Raw genomic sequence first — 25055 nt, 5'->3', positions numbered from 1 at the left:
AAAAAACAAATTACCGATCATGATACAATTGCAGAAAATTTCCAGGCATTACCCGGTAGGATTCGGAAAAAATTACATCCTGAAAGATATTGACCTCACGATCAATGAAGGCGAGTTTGTATCTATTATGGGACCTTCCGGCTCCGGGAAATCCACGTTACTGCATATTTTGGGTTTACTGGAAGAACCATCCGAAGGACAATACTTGTTTGAGGGAGAGCGTGTAGACAAGATGAATGAGAAAAAACGGACCCAACTGCACCGCGGCTCCATTGGATTTGTGTTCCAGGCCTATCACCTGATAGACGAGCTAACTGTGTACGAAAATATTGAAACGCCGTTACTGTACAAGAATATACCTGCTTCAGAAAGAAAAAGCCGGGTGGCAGATGTGCTGGACCGCTTTAACATGGTGGCCAAAAAAGATCTGTTCCCCAACCAGTTATCCGGCGGACAACAACAGCTGGTAGGTATTGCCCGTGCTATTGTAGCGGAACCCCGGGTGATCCTGGCCGATGAACCCACCGGTAACCTGCATTCCGATCAGGCAAAAGTGATCATGCAGCTGTTTAAACATTTGAATGAACAGGATAAAATTACGATCATACAGGTAACCCACTCAGACGTGAATGCCACCTATGGCAACCGCGTTATCCAGATCCGCGATGGGCATATTCAACCATAATAAAGGCGGATCAGTTTTAAGAATTCTGTAAAAAAAAGATTATGTTGTACACTCAATTAGTGGGGTATACTGCCATACCTACTAAATTTTTGCCTTCTATCAAGAAGGGTAGAAAAGTATCATCACAATTATTATATTTTTGGAATGTTATGAGAATATCCCGAATCGCAGGAGCAATCCTGATTTTATTGTTTGCTAACATAACATCCGCTGATGCGCAGGATACGTGGAGTTTACAACGTTGTGTGGATTATGCACTGCAAAATAACCTGACGGTTAAACAACAGGAAGTACAGAAACGGCTGGCAGATCTCACTTTACAGCAAAGCCGCCTGCAAATGATTCCCGGTTTCAGCGGATCAGTAACAGGAGGGTATACGGATGGTAGAAGTGCCAGCCTGGGAGATAACCAGTATGTTAACCAAACCGTGTTTAACTCCAGCGGTAACCTGAATATGCAGGCAAACCTTTTCAGCTGGTTTTATCAGCAAAAAACAATTGCCGCTAACAAACTGGATGCACAGGCTAACAGTTTCCTGCTGGAAAAAGCAAGGAACGATCTCGCTTTTAACGTGGCCACCGCCTTCCTGCAGATACTGCTCAATATCCAAACGGAGAAAGTAAACGAAGAAAATGTAAGGCTTACCAACTCCAACCTGGATAATACCAAAAAACTGGTGATAGCGGGTTCCGTACCGGAAAGCAACCAGGCCGACCTCGAAGCACAGCTGGCACTGGACAGCAGCAACCTGGTTACCGCCCAGAATAATGTGACCCTGGCTATTCTCCAGATGAAGGCATATCTTAATCTCGGGTTTGAAATTCCTTTTACACCGGATGTACCCGAAAATATTGCTTCCCTGCCATTAGCTGCCTTGCAGGAAATGGCCCCGGAAATGGTGTATAGTGCCGCTTTAACCAACTACCCGCTGGTAAAATCGGATGAACTGAAGATCCAGAGCGCCACCAAAGCATACCAGGCGGCCAAAGCGCAGTTGTATCCCAACCTGAGCATCGGGGGCGGCCTCAGTACTTACTACGCCAATAACTATTATGAAGATATTGCGCAAACGAAAGTGCTGCCGTTTCATGATCAGATCAGCAATACCTACAGGAAAAATCTTGGGTTAACACTTAACATTCCTATTTTTAATGGCTGGCAGCAACGTACTACCGTTGCCAAAGCAAAAGTAAATGTATACAGCCAGGAGCTGATCCGCGATCAGGATCACCAAAAGCTCAGACAGGATATTTATACCGCCCATGCCAATGCAGTAGCTGCTTTACAGAAATATAACGCATCTACCACAGGGGTAATGGCCGCCCAGAAAGCGTACGATTTTGCCACCAAACGCTTCAATCTCGGATTAATGAACACCATTGATTATATCACAACGCAAAGTAAATTGTATAATGCGCAGGTAAACAAGGTGCTTGCACAATACGATTACATATTTAAAATGAAATTGCTGGAATTCTACAGGGACCAGAAAATATCACTGTAGCCACCCCTGGAAATTAAATTGCTTTATGAAGAAGAAAAAACTTTACTGGTTCATAGGCATACTTTGTTCACTCGTTATTTTGTTCCTGGTGCTTAAAACATCCGGGGTTATTGGTAAGGAAGAAGGAATTAAAGTTGCTGTAGACAATGCTTCTAATAGAAATATTATAGAAGTAGTTACCGCCAGCGGTAAAATTTATCCTGAAATAGAAGTAAAAGTAAGCTCCGACGTTTCGGGTGAAATCACAGACCTGCCCATCCTGGAAGGTGATTCCGTGAAAAAAGGACAGGTACTGGCACGGATATACGCAGATATTTACGGATCGATGGTAGACAAGGCCGCGGCTTCCATGAGCCAGTCGCAGGCCCAGCTGGCCAATTCGGCTGCGGCGCTTAACTCCTTTAAAGCCCGGCTTGATCAAAACAAGGCAGCCTTTAACAGGAACAAAGAACTCCTTGCCCAGAAAGTGATCTCCAGGTCAGAGTTTGAAACAGCGGAAGCTACCTATCTCGCCTCCCTGGCAGATTATAACGCCGCCGTGCAACAGATCAACGGGAATAAATTTGCCGTTGCCAGTGCGCAGGCCAACCTGAATGAAGCCAATAAAAACCTGGGTCGTACCACCATTTCCGCTCCTATGGGCGGTATCGTTTCCCTGCTCTCCGTAAAGAAAGGAGAGCGCGTGGTGGGTACCGCACAAATGACCGGTACCGAAATGCTGCGTATCGCTGATATGAACACAATGGAAGTACAGGTAGACGTAGGTGAAAACGATATTCCAAAAGTAAAATATGGTGACACCGCCATCATTGAAGTGGATGCGTATAACAGCCGTCAGTTTAAAGGCATTGTAACACAAATTGCCAGCTCCAGTAAGGGCGCCGCTACCGCTACGGTAAGTACAGCCTCCTCTGCAGAGCAGGTAACCAGCTACATTGTACATATCCGCATCCTGCAGGAAAGCTACCAGGATCTCCTTGATAAAAACAAGAAAACCTTTCCTTTCCGTCCCGGTATGAGTGCCAGCGTGGATATTCAAACCAGGCACGTAAATAATGTACTGGCCATTCCAATTAACTCCGTTACTACCCGCGACGGCGACTCTACGAATGCAAAAGGCGACAAAAAGAAAGAAGCGCCGGTACAGGACAACACTACTCCGGGTTCTTCTGCCGATACCAAACCCGTGTTAAACGAGGTGGTATTTGTATTGCAGAAAGATGGCAGCGTTAAAATGGTACCCGTTAAAACCGGTGTGCAGGACGATGCCTGGATCCAGATCACTTCCGGCCTCAATGCCGGCGACCAGGTGATCAGCGCTCCTTATACGGCCATTTCCCGTACCCTCGAAAACGGCAAAAAAGTAAAAGTGGTACCGAAGGCCGAGCTGTTTGAAGGTCAGGCAAAATAACTCAGTTACACAACTTCATATAAAAAAAGAGGTCGTTTTTCAACATAGAAAAACGACCTCTTTTTTTTGGTATTTCCGCTGATCAGGTTTATCTTTGAAAGATGTATAAAGCATTGATATACAATACATCTCTTCTTGAAATGCGCATAAGCAGCACACTAAAACCCTGTGCAACGAATTGATCACCAATACGTTACCGATCAAGTCCACGTCACCTCCACATCAAGTCCATGTTCTCTCCACATCAAAAGCATGTCCAAAGTATCTCCTAAGCATGTTAAAGGTAACTGCAAAGCATCGCTTATGTCATGTTCCTGCACATCTTTAAATATCCTATCTCCAAAAGAAAAAGTAAAATCAGCAAAATCATCGTAATCCTGAGAAAGACAAAATACGCTTATATCCCCGCTCGCAAACCCTTTTTAATTACATTGCATAAAAATTTGCATTGTGAGCAAGAGCATTGGAATTATAGGCAGTGGCAGCTGGGCTACTGCCCTGGCTAAAATCCTGACAGATAACGGACATCATATACATTGGTGGATAAGGAACGATGACACCATCCGCCATATGCAGCTACGGCATCATAACAAACATTATCTCACCTCCGTATATTTCGATACCAGCCTGCTGAGCCTCAGTAGCGACGTAAAAGCAGTAGTGGCCGCCTGTGATGAGCTGGTATTGGCTGTTCCCAGTGCTTTTTTGGAAGATGTGTTAAGCATGTTGCCCGCAGATGCGCTGGTCAGTAAAAAGGTCATTTCTGCTATTAAAGGGCTGGTACCCAGTACCAACGACCTGATTGGAGAATATCTTCTTAAACAATTCAATTTACCGGCCAGCCGGTATTTCACCATTACAGGCCCCTGTCATGCAGAAGAAGTAGCCAGCGAAAAACTGTCATACCTTACCTTTTCAGGCGCCCACCTGGGCACTACCCAGTCTATCGCCGACAAATTCACCGGCAGCTACCTGCAAACAATTGTAAACACAGATGTAATAGGTGTACAGCTGGCAGCGGTACTCAAAAATATTTATGCAATGGGCGCCGGTATTGCACACGGACAGGAATACGGAGATAACTTCCTGAGCGTATTTATTACCAACTGCTTCCGGGAAATGCAAAGTTTTCTCGAAAAATATGAAGAACAGAAAGCTGCAGTAGCCGGAACGGCGCCGTTGGTACATAACTATAGCGCCAGCGCCTACCTGGGCGATTTGCTGGTTACCTGTTATTCACTGCACAGCCGTAACCGTACTTTTGGTAATATGATCGGGAAAGGGTACAGCGTAAAAGCTGCCCAGCTGGAACTGAATATGATTGCAGAAGGTTATTACGCCAGTAAATGCATGCATGAAATGAACAGGAGTATCGGGGCGTATATGCCGGTTGCACAGGCCGTATATGCTATTTTATGGCAGCAGGTGCATCCCTCAGAGGCATTCCTGTCTCTCGAAAAAGGATTCATATAAAACGGCCGGCTGTTAGTCTTTCCAGGCTAACAGCCGCCTGTCAGGTGCCTAAAAATCGTCGTAGTCTTCATAATTATCTTCCCCAATCTTCATAATTGCCCGCACATTCGGGAAATACTGTTTAATAAGACTGGCAATCCGGGTAAACAGGTATTCGCTTAACACCGGTCCCTCATAATACTCAATCTCATTGGTCTCGTCTGAGATGATATATTCCGTGATATTACGGTCAATAATGGCTTGAAAGCGCCTTTGCCGGGGAAGTTTCCTCAAACTGATTTTGGTAGGAACACCATCTACATTAAATGTACATGCAATGTTTCGCATAACGGCGATTGGGTTTAAATGAGAAAAATGGAATGGTTAAAATTTGCTCTTCACATGATAGCTAGGGTACTTCTTGCAGCTAAAATAAGCTGAAATGGACAAAGAAGCATTATTGTTTACCTGTTATGGTAATAATATTGCTATTTGTGTCTTATTTAACCATGTAATCAGCAAATTACATTACAAGTGTAAATAATTATGTTTATATGGACTGTTAATAGAATGTAAATGGTCCGCTTTTATTTTATTCGCAAACCTTAGCTGTGGATACGGGATAAAATGTGTGGAATTATCTCCACACTTTCCTGTGGCCAAATCCGGCGAAACTCAATACCGCAGGCATTGGATTGATATTTGAAACAACCTATGTCCCGATCCGCAAAATTGAGGACCCGGTTACTTGTTAACTGCGTAGTATAAAATTTTTGCCATGAAGATTAGAACCTTGCTTTTTGTTACTTCTTACCCGCCCCGTGAATGTGGGATCGCAACTTTTGCACAGGACCTGGTAAACGCCATGAATAAGAACTTTGCCGGTAACCTGAATATTGAGGTGGCAGCGCTGGAAGAATCAGGAAAACCTGCCAATGTAAAAGAAACACCTGTTACTTACTCGGTTAACCCGTTTGATATTGATAATTGTATTGATTTTGCACAGAAAATAAATGAGAACGATAAAATAGACCTGGTTTGCTTTGAACATGAATTTGGCCTGTATGGCGGAGAATACGGTCATAACCTCCTGGCCATGCTTTCCTTACTGGATAAGCCTTTCGTGGTCCGTTTTCATACCGTACTGCCTTACCCTGATCATAAATGCACCAAAGTAGTAAGCCTGATCAGCGCGCTGGCGGCAAAAGTGATTGTAATGACCCGCTCATCCGCCGACTTACTGCAAAATGTATATCAGGTGCCTGCAGAAAAAATTGTGCATATCCCGCATGGTACACACGCCCACATTGTAGAAGAGGTAGATACACTGAAAAGACAATACAACCTGGAAAACAGGATGGTACTGAGCACATTTGGCCTTCTCAGCGAAAACAAAGGCATTGAAACAGGTATCAGGGCTATGAAGGATATTGTAAAGCAATATCCCGATGCCATCTACCTGGTGCTGGGAAAAACCCATCCCGTAGTATGTTCCCGCGAAGGAGAAAAATACCGTGAATCACTGGAACAACTGGTAAAGGAACTTGGCCTGGAAAACAACGTGAGATTCGTAAATAATTATCTTTCCCTGAAAACATTACTCGATTATTTATCTCTTACAGATATATACCTCTTTACGTCAAAAGATCCGCATCAGGCAGTAAGCGGTACTTTCGTATATGCCATGAGCGCCGGCTGCGCGGTGATCTCCACTTCCTTTGTGCAGGCCCGCGAAATGCTGGAAGACGGAGCCGGTTGCCTGGTCGATTTCAATAACCCGGAACAAATTGCTGCAAGCGCATTACAGCTGCTCGGTGATCCGGAACTGCGCGCACAAATGAGCCAGTCGGCCATCGAAAAAACACGCAACTCCATCTGGGAAAACGTAGCGATCGCACATATGAGCGTAATCAGCGAAGCACTCGCAGAAGATAAAATCCTGCCTAACCTGCCACCGCCTTACCTCGATCACATCGATCGCATGACCGATGAAACAGCGATGCTGCAATTCTCCAAACATGATATTCCCGACCCTGCGTTCGGATATACGCTCGACGACAATGCACGCGCACTTATTGTTACCTGTATGTACAGCAGCGAATTAAAATCCAGCAGCTTCGTTAATTCACTGACCCGTAAATACATCGATTTTATTGCCTACTGTCAGCAGCCCTCCGGCAAATTCCTGAACTATGTGGATATCGATTGCCAATTCAATAAAATGAATGACGAAGTAAACCTGGAAGACGCCAATGGCCGCGCTGTTTGGGCGCTGGGCTACGCCCTCGCTTCGTACCGTCACCTGCCTTTTGATGCGGTGAAGGATGTAGCAGCCATATTCACAAAATGCTTCAACTGGATGGAATCACTGAACTCGCCCAGGGCAATGGCTTTCACCATCAAAGGGCTGTATTATTTCCTCGCCTATAAGCCCGGTGGCAAAGCAGTGGAAGTTTTACAACACCTGGCTGCAAAATTGTATGAGCATTACAAACAGGAAGCAGATGAAACCTGGCATTGGTACGAATCCTACCTTACCTACGGCAACGCCGTATTGCCCGACGCAATGATGATGGCTTACCAGGTAACAGGGATAGATGCCTACCGCAGCACCGCGGAAAACAGCCTCGCTTTCCTTTGTGGCAAAACCTTTACAGACAGCCATATGAAGGTGATCAGCAATAAAACATGGTACCATAGGAATAGCGCCCGGCAACAGGAAGATGGTGGCGAACAATCTATAGAAGTAGCCTATACCATGCTGGCATTGAATACGTTTTACAATATCACAAACAATAAATCATATCTGGAAAAGATGCGTTTGGCATTCAGTTGGTATTTAGGTAATAATCACCTGAAACAACTTGTTTATAATCCATTAACTTACGGTTGCTACGATGGCCTTGAAAAAAACAATATAAACCAAAACCAGGGCGCCGAATCTACTGTATGTTACCTGATTGCCAGATTATTAATGGAACAATGGAATAAACATAAGTATGTTACACCGACACAAAACAGCCTGGCGCCAGTCAGACTTGGCTACAACTGAGAATAACATGAAATATCCCAGCATATTGATCATAGATGACGAGCCGGATATATGCAGACTATTGCAACTTACGCTTGTACGTCACGGATACAATGTGAAGTACGTACACGAACTGGGAGAAGGAATGAAGTCTATTTTCAGACATCAGCCCGATCTCCTTTTCCTGGACATCCACCTGCCCGATGGATCGGGCCTTGAAGCTTTGCCAATGATTAAGGAACGTTGTCCTACGTTACCTGTAATCACCATCAGCGCCTATGATAATGCGATGGAAAAGCAAACCGCACTGAAAGCCGGCGCCGCCTTTTTCCTGGCTAAACCTTTCAGTCTCAAGAATGTAGATGAACTGATCGGCAGTATCAAAATGAAAAGTTGATAACAGCCCTCTAGGTTATAATCAGTAATTTTGGATAGCTATCCTGTTGCCAATTACCACTATATTAAAGAAGTATGAAAAATATTCTCATAATAGACGACGAAATTAATATCTGTACACTCCTGAGTAAATTCCTCGGGAAACATGGTTTTGATGTAGATTCCACCATGACGGGTGGCGCTGCACTTAAAATGTTGAAAGAGAAAACCTATGACCTTGTACTCTGTGATTACAGGCTGAAAGATACAGATGGTGCACAACTGCTGCAGGATATCCATCAGATCAATTCTTCCATCATTGTGATCATTATTACAGGTTATACAGATGTAAGAGTAGCTGTGGAAATGGTGAAAAATGGCGCATACGATTATCTTTCCAAACCGCTGTACCCGGATGAAATCCTGAATCTCGTGCATAAAGCCTTTACCCATAAAGACGCAGAACTGGAACGACGCGCATCCAGACCCGTGGAGTCGGGCAGTGAACCCGAAGAAGTACGGGAAACATTATTATCACGTAACCAGGACGACAAGAATAATAAATACGTATACGGTGAAAGCGAAGGAGCGAAAGAATTAATAAGACAGATTAAACTGGTGGCGCCTACCGATTACAGCGTTATCATCTTTGGCGAAACAGGTACCGGCAAGGAATCCGTAGCACATCTTATTCACCATCACAGTAAAAGAAACCAGCAACCATTTGTTGCGCTGGATTGCGGCAGCCTCTCCAAGGAACTGGCCGCCAGTGAATTATTCGGTCATGAAAAAGGCTCTTTTACCGGGGCTATCAATACCAAAATAGGCGCCTTTGAACAGGCACAGGGCGGTACCCTGTTCCTGGATGAAATCTCCAATTTATCATACGATATACAGGTTGCCCTGTTGCGCGTACTACAGGAAAAATTAATTCGCCGGGTAGGAAGTTTAAAAGAAATACCAATTGATGTACGCATCATTGTAGCGTCCAACGAAAAGCTCTCTGAATCAGTACAGCGTGGTAAATTCAGGGAAGACCTCTTCCATCGCCTCAATGAGTTCACCATTTATATTCCGCCTTTGCGGGAACGCCGCGAAGATTTGCCACTGTTCACTACCGCCTTTGTAAACCAGGTGGAAAGAGAACTGGATAAATCATGTGGTAAAATTTCTTCTGAAGTGTGGGATTGTTTCCAGCAATATAACTGGCCCGGTAATATCCGCGAACTGAAAAATGTGATCAGGAGAGCCTGTTTGCTTACGCCTGAAATGGAAGATATTACTATGATCGCACTGCCACTGGAAATGAAAGAATCATTTAGCCAGATTCCGGAAGAAGTACACGTTTCCGGCGAACTGGCGCTGCTTTCCAACGACAATGATCTTAAAACAGTAGCCCTGCAGGCAGAGTACAACAAGATTATAAATGTGCTGAAAGAAGTGAAGTATAATAAAACAAAAGCAGCGCAGGTATTGAATATCGACCGTAAAACACTGTATAATAAATTACGGTTGCTGAATATAAATTATTAGCTATTTATTCCCTGGCAGACACCCGTCTCCAGGGAATAAATTATCCTATTACAGGTATCGCAATCGTAAACACCGCTCCCTTTCCGGGTTCACTATCTACGTGTATAGTTCCTTTGTGATTTACTAAAATATTCTGCGTGCTGGTTAAGCCAAGACCAGTGCCTTTCGCCTTACTGGTATAGAAAGGATCAAACAAACGCGCCAGCTTGTCTTCCGCAATACCAGCGCCATTATCACGGATCATCAGTTTCGCCTTATCCTGGTTAAGCATCGTACTGATGGAGAGTACGCCTTTCCCCGGTACCATCGCCTCAATGGCATTGATGATAATATTCAGAAAAGCAATTACTACTTTCTCTTCATCTGCATTAATCATCACATCCGGCGATACCAGGTTTCTTTCCACACGGATTTCATTCAGTTGCAGCCGGTCGCCGGATAGCTGCAGCGCTTTCTCTATCAGCTCGTTGATGCCTACCGGTTCCATATGCAGTTCAATCAAACGGGTGCTGTGCAGCAGCTCTGTAATCAACTGGTTAATACGGGTGCAGTTGCGTTCAATGATATCAGTATACATCAGCGTATCATCATTGGCGGCCACTTCTTCTTCTTCCTTAAACTGGCTTACGGCCAGCAGTATATTGGTCAGCGGGTTTCTTACTTCATGTGCAATTACCCTGGCAATACGCCCGGTGATCACAAATTTTTCCTGGTGTTGCTTTTCCTGTTCTTCTCTCTTTTTGTCGGTGATATCCTGGATTACACAAAGGAATATCTGCGCCGCTTCGTCCAGCATAACGGCATTGATCAGTACCACCAGCTTTTTGTTATCGGCAGTTTTGAAATCATATTCCTGTAAATTGGCAATACCACTGTTACAGATGTTATTCAGGAAATTCTCGCTTTGATCTTTGGAGATAAAGAGATCGCGCAGATGTAACTTCAGTATCTGTTCCCGGTTGTAATGGAGTGTTTTTAATGCCGCGGGATTGGCGTCAATAATATTCCGGTCGCAATCGGTCAATACAATCAGGTCGTGCGCTTTTTCGAAGATGCCATAATATTTCTTCTCGCTTTCCTCAATAGACCGGCGATGGTTAAATTCATCCAGCGCGTAGCGGATGGATCTTTCCAGCAGGTCGGCAGTCATTTCTCCTTTCACCAGGTAATCATAAGCACCGGCCTGCATCGCTTCCCGGTCAATATTATAATCGCCTTTACCGGTAAGCATAATTACCGGCGGCTGATGACGCATCTGGTGTAACCTGCGAAGGATATCAATACCTGTATTGGGTCCCAGCCGGTAATCTACCAGGAATACATCATGCGTATTGTCGGCTATGGCAGCCAGTCCCTTCTGATAGGTAGAAGCCCATTCAAGCACATATTGACCTGGTGAAATATCATGCAGTAGTTCTGTTACGAGAAAGAAATCGTCTTCATCATCGTCTATCATTAAAATGTGTATCGGTCGCTCGCTCATCGCAATAGAATAGATTAGGAGTTTTGGCAATTAATGACAAATTCCACAGCAATAAAGGTGCTAACCTTTTATTAATCTGCAGGTGCATCATTCCTGTTTCTCTGTCGAAGAGGTAGAATAATCACAAAGGAGGCTCCTTTTCCGGGGGTTCCGTGGGCTTGTATGAAACCATTATGGCTGTCTACAATTTTTTTGCAGATGGCAAGTCCTATCCCCGTACCGGAATATTCGCTGATGCCATGCAGCCGCTGGAAAATAAGAAAAATGCGGTCGGCATAAGCCTGCTCAAACCCAATACCATTGTCGTCCAGGCTGATGCGGCAGTAGGGCTCGTTCCACCGGCTTTCTTTTACAATACCCAATTCCTTTCCAAGCAGTAACTGGTGATGGATATTGATTTCCAGGCGCCTGTCCGGGCTGGCAAACTTAATAGAATTGGCCAGCAGGTTCTGGAACAACTGGTGAAAAGAAGTATCGCTGCCTTCTATAACCGGCAGCTGGTCATATTTGACCTGTACATTTTTCTCTTCCAGGGTAACCTCCAGGTCGCTGAGCACTTCCTGCAACAGCTTGTTCATATCCACGGGGGTAATGCTTTCCGGCGTAATACGGCCTGCCCTGGAAAAAATGAGGAGGTCGTTGATCAGCACCCGCATACGGGAAACGGCCGACACCATACGGTCTATCAGCTGCGTGGCATCCGGCGGCAGCTGGTCTTTATATTTCATCTGTAGCCGGTCGCTGAAGGTAGATATCTTGCGTAAGGGCTCCTGCAGATCATGCGAAGCCACATAGGCAAACTGCTCCAGCTCCTGGTTGGTTTTATTCAGAAGGGAGATATTCTGTTGCAGATCACGCTGATAGGATTTCATCCGGCTTTCAATATGTAACTGTAGTTTGAATTCCCTGGTGAGGGTAATATAAGAATAGATGCCTATCAGGATGGCTACCAGCGACGATATAAAGATCATGGGTACCCACATCACCGCAAAGAAATGGAACAGTTCCGATTTTTCCTGTACCAGGCTTTCTTCAATCCGGATCATGTCCCGTACTTTATTGTCGATAATATCCATTGATCTTTCCCCTTCCTTAACATTGGAGAGCTCCTTCACCTCGGTAGACTCTTCCCCGCCCAGTTGCAGTTGCTGGTATTTGATGGCCAGTAACTGGCGAAGGGTGTCCAGGTGTTTTTGCTGAACCGGGTTTTCAGCCGTTATTTTCCGGAGCAGGAGATATTCCCGCTCTATCCTGTTGCTGCGTTCCTGCATGCTGGGGTCCAGGAAGGAGCTGTCTTTGGTAAGCGTATACCCCCTGATCGCCGCTTCCGCTTCCTTGAGTTGCCGGGTAATTACCTCCAGCCGTTTGGATACTTCAATGGCGTGATTCAGCCTGCCGGCGTTATCCAGCAGGTTTTTGGCCACCAGGTACGAGAACACGGAGGCTGCCACGATAACGGTAAATGCAATGAAAAAGCCAAGTCGTATTTTTTTGTGTACTGAAAAATGCATCTGTATGTATGAGATCTTGAGAAAGCATTTCAAGTTACTATTTCTGCCTGAATTTCGCTATTAAAAAGTACCCTTTTCCCACGAAGGGCTTTCTGAGCAACATATTCCACAGAATGCCGGTAAATTCTACAAGCACCGGAAGCATCGTCGCTTTACTGTTACCGCAGAGACACAGAGGTCCTGAAATGCCTTCCGGTAGCGGGTTTGGGAAACGTATTTTTGTGGTAAAAACAACAGATCTAACTAGTGGAATGAACTTTGAACAACTAACTATAGTTCTTAACCAATAAACTTGTGAGGTATGAATAATCCGGATAGAAATAAGCAGCCGATTCCTGATCCAACTCCAGATAAACAACAGCCGGGAAAAGAAGACCCAATACCCGTTCAACCGCCGCCGGACAAGCCGGAAATTGAGCCCATCCCGCAGGAAATACCGGACAGGGATACTCCTCATACCCCCGCCAATCCGCAGGCCGTAGAGGAAAAAGAAGAAGCGTTTAAAAGACAATCACCTGATAAACATTAACCATTCTTTCATCTAAAAAAACCTGTTACAATGCCTACCACTAAATCAGCCGGCAACGGCGCCGCAAGAAAAGCAGGCAGCGAAAAAATGCCGGACTCCAGATTCCATGAACTGTTTATGGAAGAATTAAAAGACATCTACTGGGCAGAAAAAAACCTGGTAAAAGCACTGCCCAAAATGCAGAAAGCTGCTACCTCGGATGAGTTGAGTACCTGCATAGGAAATCACCTGGAAGAAACAAAAGAGCATGTAGCCAGACTGGAACAGGTATTTGAATTACTCGGCAGAAAACCACAGGCAAAAAAATGCGAAGCAATGGAAGGATTGATTGCCGAAGGACAGGAAGTTGTAGCAGATACCGACGAAGACACCGCCGTGAGAGACGCTGGTATTATCATTGCTTCCCAGAAAATTGAGCACTACGAAATATCCGCCTATGGCAGTTTACGCACACTCGCCAATGTAATGGGCCATTCACAGGTTGCGAAATTACTGGAGCAAACTTTGAAAGAAGAAAAGAATGCCGACAGCTTACTTACAGAAGTAGCTGAATCTACTGTAAACGAGGAAGCTGCGGCAGAATAGGTTAACGATGATTTGTATAATTGTGTTTAATGAAAACTGCAAAAGTCCCTGCATAAACAGGGACTTTTTTTAACCCGGTGATATGCAAAAATCCAATCCCAAAAAACCAGTGAGGCCAGCCCGGAAACAATCCGTGCAACCCGGACTGGAAGACGTGATGAACCCGGCTCCCGTGTTCGAGAAAAGCAACACAAAAAATGGTAAACTGCATAACAAGGTGGCCGTTATTACCGGCGGCGACAGTGGTATTGGCCGCGCTGTAGCAGTGGCCTTTGCCAAAGAAGGCGCGGATGTAGCCATTGCTTATTTTAATGAGCATACAGACGCAGAAATTACCTGTGAACACATTACCCTCACCGGCCGGGAATGTATGCTCATTGCGGGCGATATCAGCAATGAAAAGCATTGTAACGATATTGTTAAAAAGGTAATAAAGAAGTTTAAAAAGATAGATATACTGGTAAATAATGCGGCGGTACAATACCCGCAGGAAAGTATCGGGGATATCAGCGCCGCCCAGTTGCATAAAACTTTTGAAACTAATATTTATCCGCACTTTTATCTTACGAAAGCGGCCCTGCCATACATTCCCAAAGGCGGAAGTATTATTTGTACCACTTCTGTAACCGCTTACCGGGGCAGTAGTCATCTTATTGATTACAGTTCCACTAAAGGCGCCATCGTTGCTTTTGTAAGGTCTTTATCCGCCTCCCTGTCTGAAAAAGGAATCCGGGTAAACGGCGTGGCGCCCGGCCCCATCTGGACCCCGCTCATCCCCGCCACTTTTACTGCGGAGGAAGTGGCAAAGTTTGGTACAGATGTGCCGCTGAAACGCGCTGGTCAGCCAGTGGAAGTAGCCCCCTGCTATGTATTCCTGGCCAGCAATGAAGCCAGTTATCTCACCGGTCAGATCCTGCATCCCAATGGAGGGGAAATCATAAATGGTTAGCATAGAGCTGATAACAGACCCCGTGGCCGTAGCCCGGTCAGTGAAACTACGGTACGTTACAGCAAATGCGCCCGGGTATACACGCGTCCGCAAAGGGAAGGACTTTATCTACCTCGACTCCGCCGGCAAAAGAGTGAAAGACACTGAAGTACTGGACCGTATCCGGAAACTGGTGCTGCCGCCCGCCTGGGAAAATGTATGGATCTGCACCTGGGCCAATGGCCACCTGCAGGCCACCGGCACCGATGTGAAAGGACGCAAACAGTACCGTTATCATCTTGAATGGGGCAAAGCCCGCAATGAAACCAAGTACTACCGCCTCCGGCAGTTCGGCGAAAAATTACCGGAAATACGGAAACGTATACACGAAGATTTAAAACGAACATCACTGGATAAAAATAAGGTGATTGCCATTGCTTTGTCCGTGATGGAGGAAACACTGATCCGCGTGGGCAATGCCTCCTATGAAAGGTTATACGGCTCACACGGACTTACCACCCTGCGGAATAAACATGTGAAGATCAACGGTAACAAAGCATTCTTTCAGTTCCGGGGAAAAAAAGGAGTGGAGCATAAAATAGCACTTCATGACGCCGCACCTGCAAAACTGCTGAAAAAAGTACAGGACATTCCCGGCCAGGTATTGTTTCAGTATTATGATGAAAACGGCGAACACAAAGCCCTCGATTCCGGAGAAGTAAATGAATATATAAAGCAGTGCTGCGCAGAAAATGAATTTACCTGTAAAGACTTCCGCACCTGGGCCGGTACGGTAAACGCACTAAATCTCCTGGCAGACCTCACACCGTTTGAATCCGTTACAGAATGCCGCCGGAACATTGTAGCGATAATCGACGGTGTGGCGGGCAAATTGGGGAATACCCGCGCCGTGTGCAGGAAATATTACATCCATCCGCAAATTCTTAACAGCTACGAAACCGGCGAATTGGAACCCTGGCTGCAACAACTGAGGGCTAAACGCAGTAAACCCGCCAGTGGCGGGTTTACTGCGGATGAAAAGTTGCTCATGCAATTCTGAAGGAAGCCCTGTAGCAGGTAAAGCCGCCTGCTATGCCGGCTACCCGAATATCAGCTGATCTTCTCTGTCTTCTACTTTGATCTTCTGGATAAATTCGTCAAAACCTGCCTCTTCGTGTGAACTGTAAGCGCCGTAAGCGTCCAGTATGTAGCCCTTATTGCCATCCTGGTCTTCCATTACATACAAAATGGAGGAATCTGAAGGATCTGACTCTCCCTCAAAACGATAGGTTTTAATGATAGTCAGGTCTTCCGGGTTATAGATCTTCTGCTCATCCGTATTCTGTAACCTGCCGTGATCACTCATCTTTAACTCATGATCAAACCCTTTCTCATGCAGCTTTTCCAATACCCTTGATAAAGTTGTCATTTCGCCTGGCTTTTCCATAAAATAAGGTTTTAGTTAAACTCCAAAAACCAAAAGTTATGCCGCGATGTTTTAAGATCATGGTACCATTTGTGTTAACTTTATTTAATACCAAAACTATCATTTTATGCGAGCTATATGGTCAGGATCCATCGGATTCGGGTTGGTAAATATCCCGGTAAAACTATTCAGCGCCACACAGGACAGCCGCCTGGACCTGGACATGCTGGACAGCAAAAACGGGGCGCATATAAAATACCAGCGTATCAATGAAAATACAGGTAAAGAGGTACCCTGGGAACAGATTGTAAAAGGCTATCTGTATAAAGATGAGTATGTTATACTGGAAGATGAAGATTTTGAAGCAGCCAGCCCTAAAAAAAGTAAGATCATCGAAATAGAATCTTTTGTGGAAGAAACAGAAATCGATGATATCTATTTTGAAAATCCTTATTTCATTGAACCCGCCAAAGGAGGCGAAAAGGCCTATGCCTTACTGCAACAAACCCTGGAAAAAACGGGTAAGGCGGGCATCAGCAGGTTTGTGCTGCGTACCCAGGAACACCTGGCCGTAATCCGGCCAAGGGAAAATTACCTGCTGCTGCAACAACTCCGCTTTGCGGAAGAAATCCGCCCCTCCGGCGATCTTGCCCTGCCAACACAGGTGAAACTGGCAAAGAAAGAGCTGGATATGGCCATAGAACTGGTAAAACAATACACGACCGAATTTGATATCAGTCAGTATAAAGATGAATATAAAGCGGAACTCCTGAAAATTATCAAGGCTAAAGCCGGTGGTAAAAAGTCCGTAGTGAAGAAAATGCGTGTGGTACACACCAAGAGCGATAACCTGTTCGATCAGCTGAAAGCCAGCCTGGGAGGTAAACCCGCCACTAAAAAACGCGCATCATGAGCCTGTCGGAATACAAAAAGAAACGAAACTTCACGGAAACCACCGAACCTGCTACCGGTAAACCGGTGGCGGGGAAACACATTTTTGTGGTACAGCGCCATCATGCTTCCCGGCTGCACTATGATTTCAGACTGGAAGTAAATGGCGTGCTGAAAAGCTGGGCAATACCCAAAGGTCCGTCCATGAACCCGGCAGATAAACGGCTGGCAATGGAAGTAGAAGACCATCCCTACGATTACAAGGATTTTGAAGGCACCATCCCGGCAGGTAACTATGGCGCGGGTACGGTGTACATCTGGGACAAAGGCACCTTTGAACTGATGAATCCCGATGGGAAAAGTTTTGATAAAGAAGCCCTCCGGGAACTGAAATCCGGCGATCTTAAAATTGTAATGAAAGGGAAGAAACTAAAGGGCGAATTTGCCCTTGTGAAGATGAAAGGACGCGAAGAGAATGCCTGGCTGCTCATCAAACATAAAGATAAGTACGCAGTAGATGAATATAACAGCGAAGACTATACGCCGGAAAGAATAAAAGCACAGGGAGAAAAGAATAAAGCGGCCACGAAGGTGGCAAAAAAAAAAGTAACAGGTGAGTCAAAAAACAAAACAACCCGGGCTGTTCAGCGGATAAAGAAAGTATATAAGCCCATGCTGACAACCCTTGTCAGTGAACCATTTGATGGGAACGACTGGCTCTTTGAAACAAAGTGGGATGGCTACCGGGCCATTGCCAGCGTGGAAAACCACAAGGCAACTTTATATTCGCGCAACGAGAAATCATTCAACAATGACTATCCCGCGGTAGTGGCTGCCGTAGAGAAAATTTCGCACAATGTGGTGCTGGACGGAGAGATTATTGTACTGGATAATAAAGGCAGATCCCACTTTCAAGCCCTGCAGAATTACCGGACTACAGGTAAAGGAAAACTGGTATACGTGGTGTTCGACCTGCTTCATCTCGATGGGAATGAACTGCAGCACCTGAGCCTGCTGGAACGGAAAAGCCTGTTGAAAGATGTAATAACGGAATTAAATGATAAAATAGTCCGTTTCTCTTCTCATGTGCTAAAAAAGGGGACTAGCTTTTTTGAGAAAGCCCGGAAGCAACAGTGGGAGGGCATCATTGCCAAGAAAACAGACAGCGTGTATGAAGAGGGAAGAAGAGGGATGTCGTGGCTGAAGATAAAAATTGTGAACGAACAGGAAGCGCTGATCTGCGGGTATACTGCTCCCCGCGGCAGCAGGAAAGAGATAGGCGCCCTGGTACTGGGCATGTATGAAAATAAGAAACTGAAATACATCGGGCACTGCGGAGGCGGATTAAACGAAGCTACTATCGGTGAACTATACAACCGGCTGCAGCCACTGATCAGCAAAACGTCGCCCTTCTCAGAAAAAGTAGGCACCAATATGCCCGTTACCTGGGTAAAGCCGAAGCTGGTATGTGAAGTGAAATTCCAGGAATGGACAGGCGACGGACATCTGAGGCAACCTGTTTTCCTCGGCCTCCGGGAAGATAAACCGGCAAAAGAAGTACATCCTGAAACCGCAAAAAAAATAAACATGGCTACCACTATTGAAAAAGAACGCACCCTGACGCTCAACAGCAAGAAAGTATCCCTCACCAATCAAACGAAATTATACTGGCCGGATGAGCAAATCTCAAAGGGACAACTGATCGATTATTACCTGTCGGTGGCAAAATATATTCTGCCTCACCTGAAAGACAGGCCCCTGTCGCTGCACCGTTTTCCCAACGGTATCAAAGGACCTTCTTTTTACCAGAAAGATCTCGACCTGGATCAAACCCCGGCATGGATCAGGAGCGTGCCGCTGCGTGCAGATTCTACCGGTAAGGACGTAGACTATCTCGTGTGTAACAACGAAGCCACGCTGGCTTATATGATAAACCTCGGCTGTATAGAAATAAATCCCTGGCTGTCGAGGCTAAACAGCCTCGATAAACCGGACTTTATGATACTGGACCTTGATCCGGAAGACATTGATTTTAAATACGTGGTAGAAACAGCCTTGCATATCAAAAACAGGCTGGACAATTTCAACATCACCTCTTTTTGTAAAACCTCCGGCTCTACCGGTTTACATATCTACGTACCTGTGGGGGCAAAGCATCCTTATGATACCACCCGGCTGCTTGCGGAATACATTGCACGCCATGTTAATGAGGAGTTGCCGAAAAGCACCAGTGTGGTTCGCGCCAAATCTGCCCGGAATAAAAAAGTATATATCGACTTTTTGCAGAACAGTAGGGGACAAACGGTAGCATCTCCTTATTCCGCCCGTCCTAAACCCGGTGCTACAGTGTCTATGCCGCTCCTGTGGGAAGAAGTGAATGAAAAACTCCGTATCAGCGATTTTAATATTCATAACTCACTGGAAAGAATAAACGAAGTTGGCGACTTGTGGCACGATATTAAAAGTGTTAAAAATGACTTGCGTAAAGTGATCCGTGAAGTAGAAAGCAATGCGCACGCCTGATCATTTTGTTCATTTAAATACGGATGTTATGGAAAAGCCTTTATCTTCAAAAGCATTACCGGCGTATGGTTTCATTCTTGGAGCGATATGCATCGTTTTTACCCTCCTCTTTTATGTAACAAAGTTGTACGGTAATTTGTGGATGGGATATTTCGGTAACCTCATCATGTTCCTCGGTGTGCTGATCTCCATTGTTCATTATAACAGGGTACATAAAGATAAAAACTCTGCTATGACGTCTTTTAATATGGGTTTACGCACCACTATCATAGCCACTATTATGTACGCTATATTTCTGCTCATTTTTCACCTGGTAGTGGGTGGAAACCCATCGCACGCCCTGCAGGAGGAAGACACGGTAAAAAGTAGTTTCTGGATCTACTTCCTGGGGAATGCTTTATTTGTAAATATTTTTGTTGGCGTAGTGGCAGCCCTGCTGGGTGCTATGGTTTTTAAACCCAATCAGAAAACAGATAGATCACGGAAGCCATAGGAACTATTATCTTTGCATGGCTATGTCTAAAGGCCATATTTTAATAATCGATGATGAGGACCAGCTCCGCAAGCTTTTGAGCCGCCTGCTGGCCCTGGAAGGATATACACTTCATGAGGCGGGCAATATAAGGTCTGCCTTAAAGATCCTGGAAAAAGAAGAAATACAGGTGATCCTGTCGGATGTAAAGCTGCCGGATGGCAACGGGGTGGAACTGGTACAGCAGATACGCGCCAGGTACCCCGAAATTGAAACCATTGTGCTCACCGCATATGGTAACATCGCCGATGGGGTACAGGCCATTAAAAACGGCGCTTTTGATTATATCACCAAAGGAGACGATAACAACCGGATCCTCCCGCTGGTGAACAAAGCGTTGGATAAGGCACACCTGCAGTTCCGTATCCGCGACCTGGAAAAGAAGATCGGGGGTAAATATAATTTCGGCAGCATCCTGGGAGAATCCTCTGAAATACGCGCCGCCATTGCTTTGGCGGAAAAAGTGGCGCCGTCAGATATGACTGTGCTGTTGCTGGGAGAAACCGGCGCCGGTAAGGAAGTATTTGCACAGGCCATTCACCAGGGAAGCCAGCGGCGGCAACAACCCTTTGTTGCCGTTAACTGCAGCGCCTTTGGAAAAGAGATCCTCGAAAGTGAGTTATTCGGGCATGTAGCCGGCGCCTTTACCGGCGCCGTAAAAGATAAAAAAGGTTTTTTTGAAGAAGCCCGTGGCGGTACCATTTTTCTTGATGAAATAGGAGAGATGGCCATAGAGCTGCAGGCCAAAATGCTCCGCGTGCTGGAAACGCAGGAGTTTTATAAAGTAGGGGAAACAAAACCCACTAAAACAAATGTACGGATCATCGCCGCCACCAACCGGCAACTGGACCAGGAAATCGCGGCGGGGCATTTCCGGTCCGATCTCTACTACCGGCTGTCTGCCTTCCAGATTTCCCTGCCATCACTAAACGAACGCCGGAAAGATATCCCGCTGCTGGCCACCTGGTTTCTTCAGCAGATAGCGCCTAAAATGAATAAACGCATCACCGGGATGACGCCCGCTTTCCTGCAGGCACTGCAACAACACAGCTGGAAGGGAAATATCCGCGAACTGCGTAATGTAATCGAAAGGGCCGCCATTTTAACGGACACGGACATACTGGATACCCCCGTGCTGCCGTTTGATTTTCAACAGGGGAACGCAGAAGACGCATCTTCCCTTAAACTGGCAGATATGGAAAAAGCACACATTATCCGGGTGCTGGCTCACGCCAAAGGCAATAAAACCAGGGCCGCAGAACTGATGGGCATCGGGTTAACCACGCTTTACAATAAAATTAAAGAATACAATATCAGCGCATCATAACAGCCAGCCCAGTAACAGGCACGCCAGTACGATAAAAGGTGACGGCACCTTGGTAAGATACAGTAATGCCAGGGTGCTGGCCATGATCAGCAGGTTGTACCAGTTGATCGGGATCACAAAAAAGAGTATAAAAGTGGCAGCCCACATAATGCCCACTACTACCGCATTAATCCCCTCCAGGGCGCGGTATATCACCACGTATCTTTTCAGGTTATTCCAGATGGGGAAGAAAAATAATACCAGCAACAGGCTGGGCAGGAAGATGGCAATAGGCGCTATAATACACCCCAGGAACTGGTAACCCATACCCAGGTTACGCATGGCCATACCGCCTACATAGGCAGATATGGAAAAGGTAGGACCGGGGAGCGCCCGCATAATACCGGCGCCGGTAAGCAACTCTTCTGCGGAAAGGTATTGCGATTTGGCGCGGGTTACATACTGTTCCAGCATCATGGCAATCAGGATATCGCCTCCGCCAAATACAAGGCTGCCGAAACGGTAAAAGTTTTCAAAGAGGTTAAATGGCCGCCTGGTAATCCACTCGTGGGTACGTGCCAGCTCAGAAAGGAATCCGGCCAGTATAAACAACGACACAAATAACCAGATATTTCCCCATTGTATTTTACGGGGCTTTTCCGCCACCCCGGGTATACGTTTGTTACTGAAGTTGGAAACGATGCCCCCCAGGATGATCAGCGCAGGAAAGGTCCACGGCGATTTCAGGTAGAAGGCGGTGAACATAGATACCACCATGATGGCAAAAGTGGCCATACTGTTAATACTGATCCGGAAAGCACGGATGCCCCCGTATGCGAGGAAGCCTACCGCCATCGGCTGTACGTACTTAAAAATATCAGTGTGCAGGGCATTTTTGCCGAAATATTGCAACAGGAAACTCAGGGAGCCCATGATCAGGCAGGCCGGAGAAATCCAAATGAGCAGGGTAATAACAGCCAGTATTGCACCGCCGCGTTTATAGCCGATTAAGGTAAGGGTTTGGGAAGAAGAAGCGCCGGGAAGCAGCTGGCAGAAAGCATTGTATTCCATCAGTTCCTGTTCCGTTACATCCTTCCGTTGCTGTACAAATGTTTTCATCATCATGGCCAGATGACCCTGCGGGCCTCCGTAGGCAGTGATGCTATGTAATAGCACAGCTTTAAGAAAAGGTATATGACGTAGAAGCACAGTTATTTTAGTGTATGCCGATTGGACAGGTTATAAGGTAATCAAATATCCGGACAAAATACAACCGTGTTGCTAATATCGGTAATCCCCAAAATAATAAAGGCACAATACTTGTAATATCGGTGATTATTATAACGAATATGGCCTTTTGTCCGTTGTGATCAATTTGTCAGACAGGTTAATTCCCCACCAACATGTAAAATGTTCGGATCTAAAGAATAACCAAATCAGGAAGAACCGTTAAAGAAGAAACTTGCTTATACGCAGGATATTTACAAAGTCCCGGTAACAATTTTACCGGGACTTTGCTATGTATAGCCCTTATTTTTTCAAGCCTATTTCGCGTAAGCGCTCATCCAGGTACTCACCGGCAGTGATGGGTTCATATGCCAGCGGGTGCTCTGCAGTAACGCAGCTTTCCAGGCTGTCCAGTTTCATATTGGATTTTGGATGCAGGAAGAAAGGAATCGAATAACGGGAAGTATTCCACATTTCGCGGGGAGGATTCACCACCCGGTGTGTGGTAGATTTTAAACGGTTATTTGTTAACCGCTGCAGCATATCTCCCACATTTACCACAATCTGTTCCGGCAGGGATGTAACCGGTACCCAGTTATCTTGTTTATCCAGGATCTGCAAACCATCCGCAGAGGCGCCTACCAATAAAGTGATGAGATTGATATCTTCATGCTGCTCCGCACGGATGGCCGATTTAGGTTCCTGCGTAATAGGCGGATAATGGATGGCTCTCAGGATGGAATTACCATTATGGATTTTATCATCAAAATAGGTTTCCTCCAGTCCCAGGAACAGGGCGATGGCCTGTAACAGGTATTTACCGGATTTCTCAAACCCGCGGTATGCTTTAAAGAAAGTAGGCGTAAACTCCGGCACTTCTGCCACCTGTACGTTGGCTGGGTATTCCGAACTGATAGGATCTCTGTCTTCCACAGTTTGACCAAACTGGAAAAATTCCTTCAGGTCCGGGGCATCATAGCCTTTGGCATGTTCTTTACCAAAGGAAGTATAACCGCGTTGCCCGGCCAGTTCCGGAATTTCGTACTGATGTTTGGTGTCAGCAGGAAGCTTAAAGAATTGTTGTACGTATTTGTAGAGGTCAGCAATCAGTTCGTCAGGAATCCCATGATTCTTTACCGCTACAAAACCAACTTCTTCATAAGCCTTACCTAACTGTTGCACAAAGGCTGCCTTTCGTCCTGCATCTCCGGATGTGAAGTCTGCAAGATCCACTGAGGGGATAGAGTGGGTAGTTGCCATATTGAATAATTGTTTTGGAGCGATAAAGGTAGGGAAAAATAGCTCATTTGAAGTAGCCGGCCTCTTTATCGTTAATATCCACCATCGCGTAGCGGTCTACTTTATTGATGAGCATTTCATCCATCATATCCACCACATTCTTATAGTTCGCTGCTTTGTCTGCTTTGATCAGTACCATCAGCTCATTCTTATGGAAAGCTTCGTATACGGCGGCCTTTTTTGCTATGATCACATCCCGGATCCCGTTACGGTTGGCATAGGTGCTGTAGTGTACCTGCGGCGGCATGGCGGGGTCGTCGCAGGCGCCTTCATACCAGGCAATACGGTTGTCCGGACCGAGGATTACGGTCAGCGCTTTTTTGGCCGGCAACGACATCGGATCGCCCTCTTCTTTGGGCATAATGAGATCCATCGTTTTGGGTTTGGCCATTGTGGTGGTGAGCATGAAAAAAGTGATCAGCAGGAATCCCAGGTCTACCATAGGTGTCATATCCACACGTGTAGATTTTTTGTTGCTGTGGGCGCCTCTTTTACCTCCCTGCGTAGCGGTGTTTATTTCAGCCATAAATAACGGTTTAGGTTAAACGAAATTGTTGAAAGCGCTTTCAGTGTTATAGATGCGGGGATGGGAGTATTCCATAAATGCGGAGTGGGCGCCTTCGGCGCTTTTAAATTGTCTTGGTGCAGGATTACGCTGATTATGTTGATTTCGCTGATTTTCCCACCTTCTGTTGTTTGATTTTTTTGGGGGAGATGAAAGCGGAGTTTGTTTTTCTCAGGACTAGATGATTACGCTGATTTTATTTTTTAGATTTTAAAGATGATTAAAATAAGGAAGGGAGATAAAAGCAGCACGCTTCCA

General features: G+C 45.7%; 22 protein-coding genes. 15 read left to right on the top strand and 7 right to left on the bottom strand.

Translation table 11 applies throughout. From position 1 onward, the window contains the following. Positions 1–19: 19 nt before the first annotated feature. From ACMXI2_RS26995 to ACMXI2_RS26980, 4 genes are all read left to right on the top strand, one after another. Positions 20–685: an ABC transporter ATP-binding protein gene (locus ACMXI2_RS26995; protein ID WP_363432644.1), complete on the top strand. Its 666-nt coding sequence runs from the start codon at positions 20–22 to the stop codon at positions 683–685. Between the two features lie 149 nt (positions 686–834). After that, complete coding sequence (locus tag ACMXI2_RS26990) at positions 835–2190, top strand: TolC family protein (protein WP_483779016.1); 1356 nt, start codon at positions 835–837, stop codon at positions 2188–2190. A 25-nt stretch (positions 2191–2215) separates the two neighbouring features. Then, positions 2216–3601 (top strand): efflux RND transporter periplasmic adaptor subunit, encoded by a 1386-nt coding sequence (locus tag ACMXI2_RS26985; RefSeq protein WP_483779015.1) that lies wholly within the window; start codon positions 2216–2218, stop codon positions 3599–3601. A 450-nt stretch (positions 3602–4051) separates the two neighbouring features. Continuing rightward, the gene (locus ACMXI2_RS26980) at positions 4052–5074 is read left to right on the top strand and encodes an NAD(P)H-dependent glycerol-3-phosphate dehydrogenase (protein ID WP_483779014.1); all 1023 of its coding nucleotides are present in this window, start codon (positions 4052–4054) and stop codon (positions 5072–5074) included. Between the two features lie 48 nt (positions 5075–5122). Here ACMXI2_RS26980 and ACMXI2_RS26975 read toward each other — a convergent pair whose 3' ends face one another. After that, positions 5123–5401 carry a hypothetical protein gene (locus ACMXI2_RS26975; RefSeq protein WP_079471254.1) on the bottom strand — a complete coding sequence of 93 codons (279 nt, stop codon included), beginning with the start codon at positions 5399–5401 and terminating at the stop codon, positions 5123–5125. A gap of 430 nt (positions 5402–5831) precedes the next feature. Here ACMXI2_RS26975 and ACMXI2_RS26970 point away from each other — a divergent pair, with 430 nt between their 5' ends. From ACMXI2_RS26970 to ACMXI2_RS26960, 3 genes are all read left to right on the top strand, one after another. After that, positions 5832–8105 (top strand): glycosyltransferase, encoded by a 2274-nt coding sequence (locus tag ACMXI2_RS26970; protein WP_483779013.1) that lies wholly within the window; start codon positions 5832–5834, stop codon positions 8103–8105. A 7-nt stretch (positions 8106–8112) separates the two neighbouring features. Further along, positions 8113–8481 (top strand): response regulator, encoded by a 369-nt coding sequence (locus ACMXI2_RS26965; protein WP_483779012.1) that lies wholly within the window; start codon positions 8113–8115, stop codon positions 8479–8481. Between the two features lie 74 nt (positions 8482–8555). Next, positions 8556–9992, top strand: coding sequence for a sigma-54-dependent transcriptional regulator (locus tag ACMXI2_RS26960; RefSeq protein WP_483779011.1), 1437 nt, complete (start codon positions 8556–8558; stop codon positions 9990–9992). Positions 9993–10032: 40 nt separating this feature from the next. Here the strand turns inward: ACMXI2_RS26960 and ACMXI2_RS26955 are convergent, their stop codons facing one another. After that, positions 10033–11475, bottom strand: a complete 1443-nt coding sequence (locus tag ACMXI2_RS26955) for a two-component system sensor histidine kinase NtrB (protein WP_483779010.1) — start codon at positions 11473–11475, stop codon at positions 10033–10035. 71 nt (positions 11476–11546) lie between these two features. Next, entirely contained in the window at positions 11547–12986 is a 1440-nt protein-coding gene (locus ACMXI2_RS26950; protein WP_483779009.1) for a sensor histidine kinase, read from the bottom strand. Positions 12987–13287: 301 nt separating this feature from the next. Here ACMXI2_RS26950 and ACMXI2_RS26945 point away from each other — a divergent pair, with 301 nt between their 5' ends. The 4 genes from ACMXI2_RS26945 (at position 13288) to ACMXI2_RS26930 (ending at position 16088) form a co-directional block, all read left to right on the top strand. Further along, positions 13288–13515 (top strand): hypothetical protein, encoded by a 228-nt coding sequence (locus ACMXI2_RS26945; protein ID WP_079471248.1) that lies wholly within the window; start codon positions 13288–13290, stop codon positions 13513–13515. Between the two features lie 30 nt (positions 13516–13545). Then, positions 13546–14100 carry a YciE/YciF ferroxidase family protein gene (locus ACMXI2_RS26940; RefSeq protein ID WP_483779008.1) on the top strand — a complete coding sequence of 185 codons (555 nt, stop codon included), beginning with the start codon at positions 13546–13548 and terminating at the stop codon, positions 14098–14100. Between the two features lie 82 nt (positions 14101–14182). Then, positions 14183–15049: an SDR family oxidoreductase gene (locus ACMXI2_RS26935; RefSeq protein ID WP_483779007.1), complete on the top strand. Its 867-nt coding sequence runs from the start codon at positions 14183–14185 to the stop codon at positions 15047–15049. Beyond that, positions 15042–16088: a DNA topoisomerase IB gene (locus tag ACMXI2_RS26930; protein ID WP_483779006.1), complete on the top strand. Its 1047-nt coding sequence runs from the start codon at positions 15042–15044 to the stop codon at positions 16086–16088. Before ACMXI2_RS26935 ends, ACMXI2_RS26930 begins: the two co-directional genes overlap by 8 nt. A gap of 39 nt (positions 16089–16127) precedes the next feature. Here ACMXI2_RS26930 and ACMXI2_RS26925 read toward each other — a convergent pair whose 3' ends face one another. Next, complete coding sequence (locus ACMXI2_RS26925; RefSeq protein ID WP_079471244.1) at positions 16128–16475, bottom strand: hypothetical protein; 348 nt, start codon at positions 16473–16475, stop codon at positions 16128–16130. Positions 16476–16581: 106 nt separating this feature from the next. Between ACMXI2_RS26925 and ku the strand changes: the two genes are divergently transcribed. Genes ku through ACMXI2_RS26905 form a run of 4 tightly spaced genes read left to right on the top strand, consistent with a single transcriptional unit; the run spans position 16582 to position 21727 of the window. Then, a complete protein-coding gene (gene ku, locus ACMXI2_RS26920) occupies positions 16582–17367 on the top strand; it encodes a non-homologous end joining protein Ku (protein WP_483779005.1) in 786 nt (261 codons plus the stop codon). Continuing rightward, on the top strand, positions 17364–19868 hold the full coding sequence (ligD, locus tag ACMXI2_RS26915) for a DNA ligase D (RefSeq protein WP_483779004.1): 2505 nt from the start codon (positions 17364–17366) through the stop codon (positions 19866–19868). Before ku ends, ligD begins: the two co-directional genes overlap by 4 nt. Positions 19869–19896: 28 nt before the next feature. Beyond that, positions 19897–20361 carry a hypothetical protein gene (locus ACMXI2_RS26910; RefSeq protein ID WP_483779003.1) on the top strand — a complete coding sequence of 155 codons (465 nt, stop codon included), beginning with the start codon at positions 19897–19899 and terminating at the stop codon, positions 20359–20361. 16 nt (positions 20362–20377) lie between these two features. Next, entirely contained in the window at positions 20378–21727 is a 1350-nt protein-coding gene (locus ACMXI2_RS26905) for a sigma-54-dependent transcriptional regulator (protein WP_483779002.1), read from the top strand. On the opposite strand, the gene chrA is transcribed toward ACMXI2_RS26905, so the two are convergent. The 3 genes from chrA to ACMXI2_RS26890 all read right to left on the bottom strand — a co-directional run bounded on the left by chrA (position 21722) and on the right by ACMXI2_RS26890 (position 24758). Then, positions 21722–22882, bottom strand: coding sequence for a chromate efflux transporter (chrA, locus tag ACMXI2_RS26900; protein ID WP_483779001.1), 1161 nt, complete (start codon positions 22880–22882; stop codon positions 21722–21724). The genes ACMXI2_RS26905 and chrA overlap by 6 nt on opposite strands. Before the next feature lie 354 nt (positions 22883–23236). Next, the gene (locus ACMXI2_RS26895) at positions 23237–24193 is read right to left on the bottom strand and encodes an isopenicillin N synthase family dioxygenase (protein WP_483779000.1); all 957 of its coding nucleotides are present in this window, start codon (positions 24191–24193) and stop codon (positions 23237–23239) included. Positions 24194–24236: 43 nt separating this feature from the next. Continuing rightward, complete coding sequence (locus ACMXI2_RS26890) at positions 24237–24758, bottom strand: ExbD/TolR family protein (RefSeq protein WP_483778999.1); 522 nt, start codon at positions 24756–24758, stop codon at positions 24237–24239. Positions 24759–25055: the final 297 nt, after the last annotated feature.

This window comes from Chitinophaga sp. G7 BAM 1005 (genome assembly GCF_057126945.1).
This window is presented reverse-complemented; position numbering and strand designations above follow the sequence as displayed.

Excerpts from the sequence above, each read along its gene's own strand:
- ACMXI2_RS26995 (WP_363432644.1), top strand. The coding sequence starts at position 20 with ATGATACAATTGCAGAAAATTTCCAGGCATTACCCGGTAGGATTCGGA.
- ACMXI2_RS26990 (WP_483779016.1), top strand. The coding sequence starts at position 835 with ATGAGAATATCCCGAATCGCAGGAGCAATCCTGATTTTATTGTTTGCT.
- ACMXI2_RS26985 (WP_483779015.1), top strand. The coding sequence starts at position 2,216 with ATGAAGAAGAAAAAACTTTACTGGTTCATAGGCATACTTTGTTCACTC.
- ACMXI2_RS26975 (WP_079471254.1), bottom strand. The coding sequence starts at position 5,401 with ATGCGAAACATTGCATGTACATTTAATGTAGATGGTGTTCCTACCAAA.
- ACMXI2_RS26970 (WP_483779013.1), top strand. The coding sequence starts at position 5,832 with ATGAAGATTAGAACCTTGCTTTTTGTTACTTCTTACCCGCCCCGTGAA.
- ACMXI2_RS26965 (WP_483779012.1), top strand. The coding sequence starts at position 8,113 with ATGAAATATCCCAGCATATTGATCATAGATGACGAGCCGGATATATGC.
- ACMXI2_RS26960 (WP_483779011.1), top strand. The coding sequence starts at position 8,556 with ATGAAAAATATTCTCATAATAGACGACGAAATTAATATCTGTACACTC.
- ACMXI2_RS26955 (WP_483779010.1), bottom strand. The coding sequence starts at position 11,475 with ATGAGCGAGCGACCGATACACATTTTAATGATAGACGATGATGAAGAC.
- ACMXI2_RS26950 (WP_483779009.1), bottom strand. The coding sequence starts at position 12,986 with ATGCATTTTTCAGTACACAAAAAAATACGACTTGGCTTTTTCATTGCA.
- ACMXI2_RS26945 (WP_079471248.1), top strand. The coding sequence starts at position 13,288 with ATGAATAATCCGGATAGAAATAAGCAGCCGATTCCTGATCCAACTCCA.
- ACMXI2_RS26940 (WP_483779008.1), top strand. The coding sequence starts at position 13,546 with ATGCCTACCACTAAATCAGCCGGCAACGGCGCCGCAAGAAAAGCAGGC.
- ACMXI2_RS26935 (WP_483779007.1), top strand. The coding sequence starts at position 14,183 with ATGCAAAAATCCAATCCCAAAAAACCAGTGAGGCCAGCCCGGAAACAA.
- ACMXI2_RS26930 (WP_483779006.1), top strand. The coding sequence starts at position 15,042 with ATGGTTAGCATAGAGCTGATAACAGACCCCGTGGCCGTAGCCCGGTCA.
- ACMXI2_RS26925 (WP_079471244.1), bottom strand. The coding sequence starts at position 16,475 with ATGGAAAAGCCAGGCGAAATGACAACTTTATCAAGGGTATTGGAAAAG.
- ku (WP_483779005.1), top strand. The coding sequence starts at position 16,582 with ATGCGAGCTATATGGTCAGGATCCATCGGATTCGGGTTGGTAAATATC.
- ligD (WP_483779004.1), top strand. The coding sequence starts at position 17,364 with ATGAGCCTGTCGGAATACAAAAAGAAACGAAACTTCACGGAAACCACC.
- ACMXI2_RS26910 (WP_483779003.1), top strand. The coding sequence starts at position 19,897 with ATGGAAAAGCCTTTATCTTCAAAAGCATTACCGGCGTATGGTTTCATT.
- ACMXI2_RS26905 (WP_483779002.1), top strand. The coding sequence starts at position 20,378 with ATGGCTATGTCTAAAGGCCATATTTTAATAATCGATGATGAGGACCAG.
- ACMXI2_RS26895 (WP_483779000.1), bottom strand. The coding sequence starts at position 24,193 with ATGGCAACTACCCACTCTATCCCCTCAGTGGATCTTGCAGACTTCACA.
- ACMXI2_RS26890 (WP_483778999.1), bottom strand. The coding sequence starts at position 24,758 with ATGGCTGAAATAAACACCGCTACGCAGGGAGGTAAAAGAGGCGCCCAC.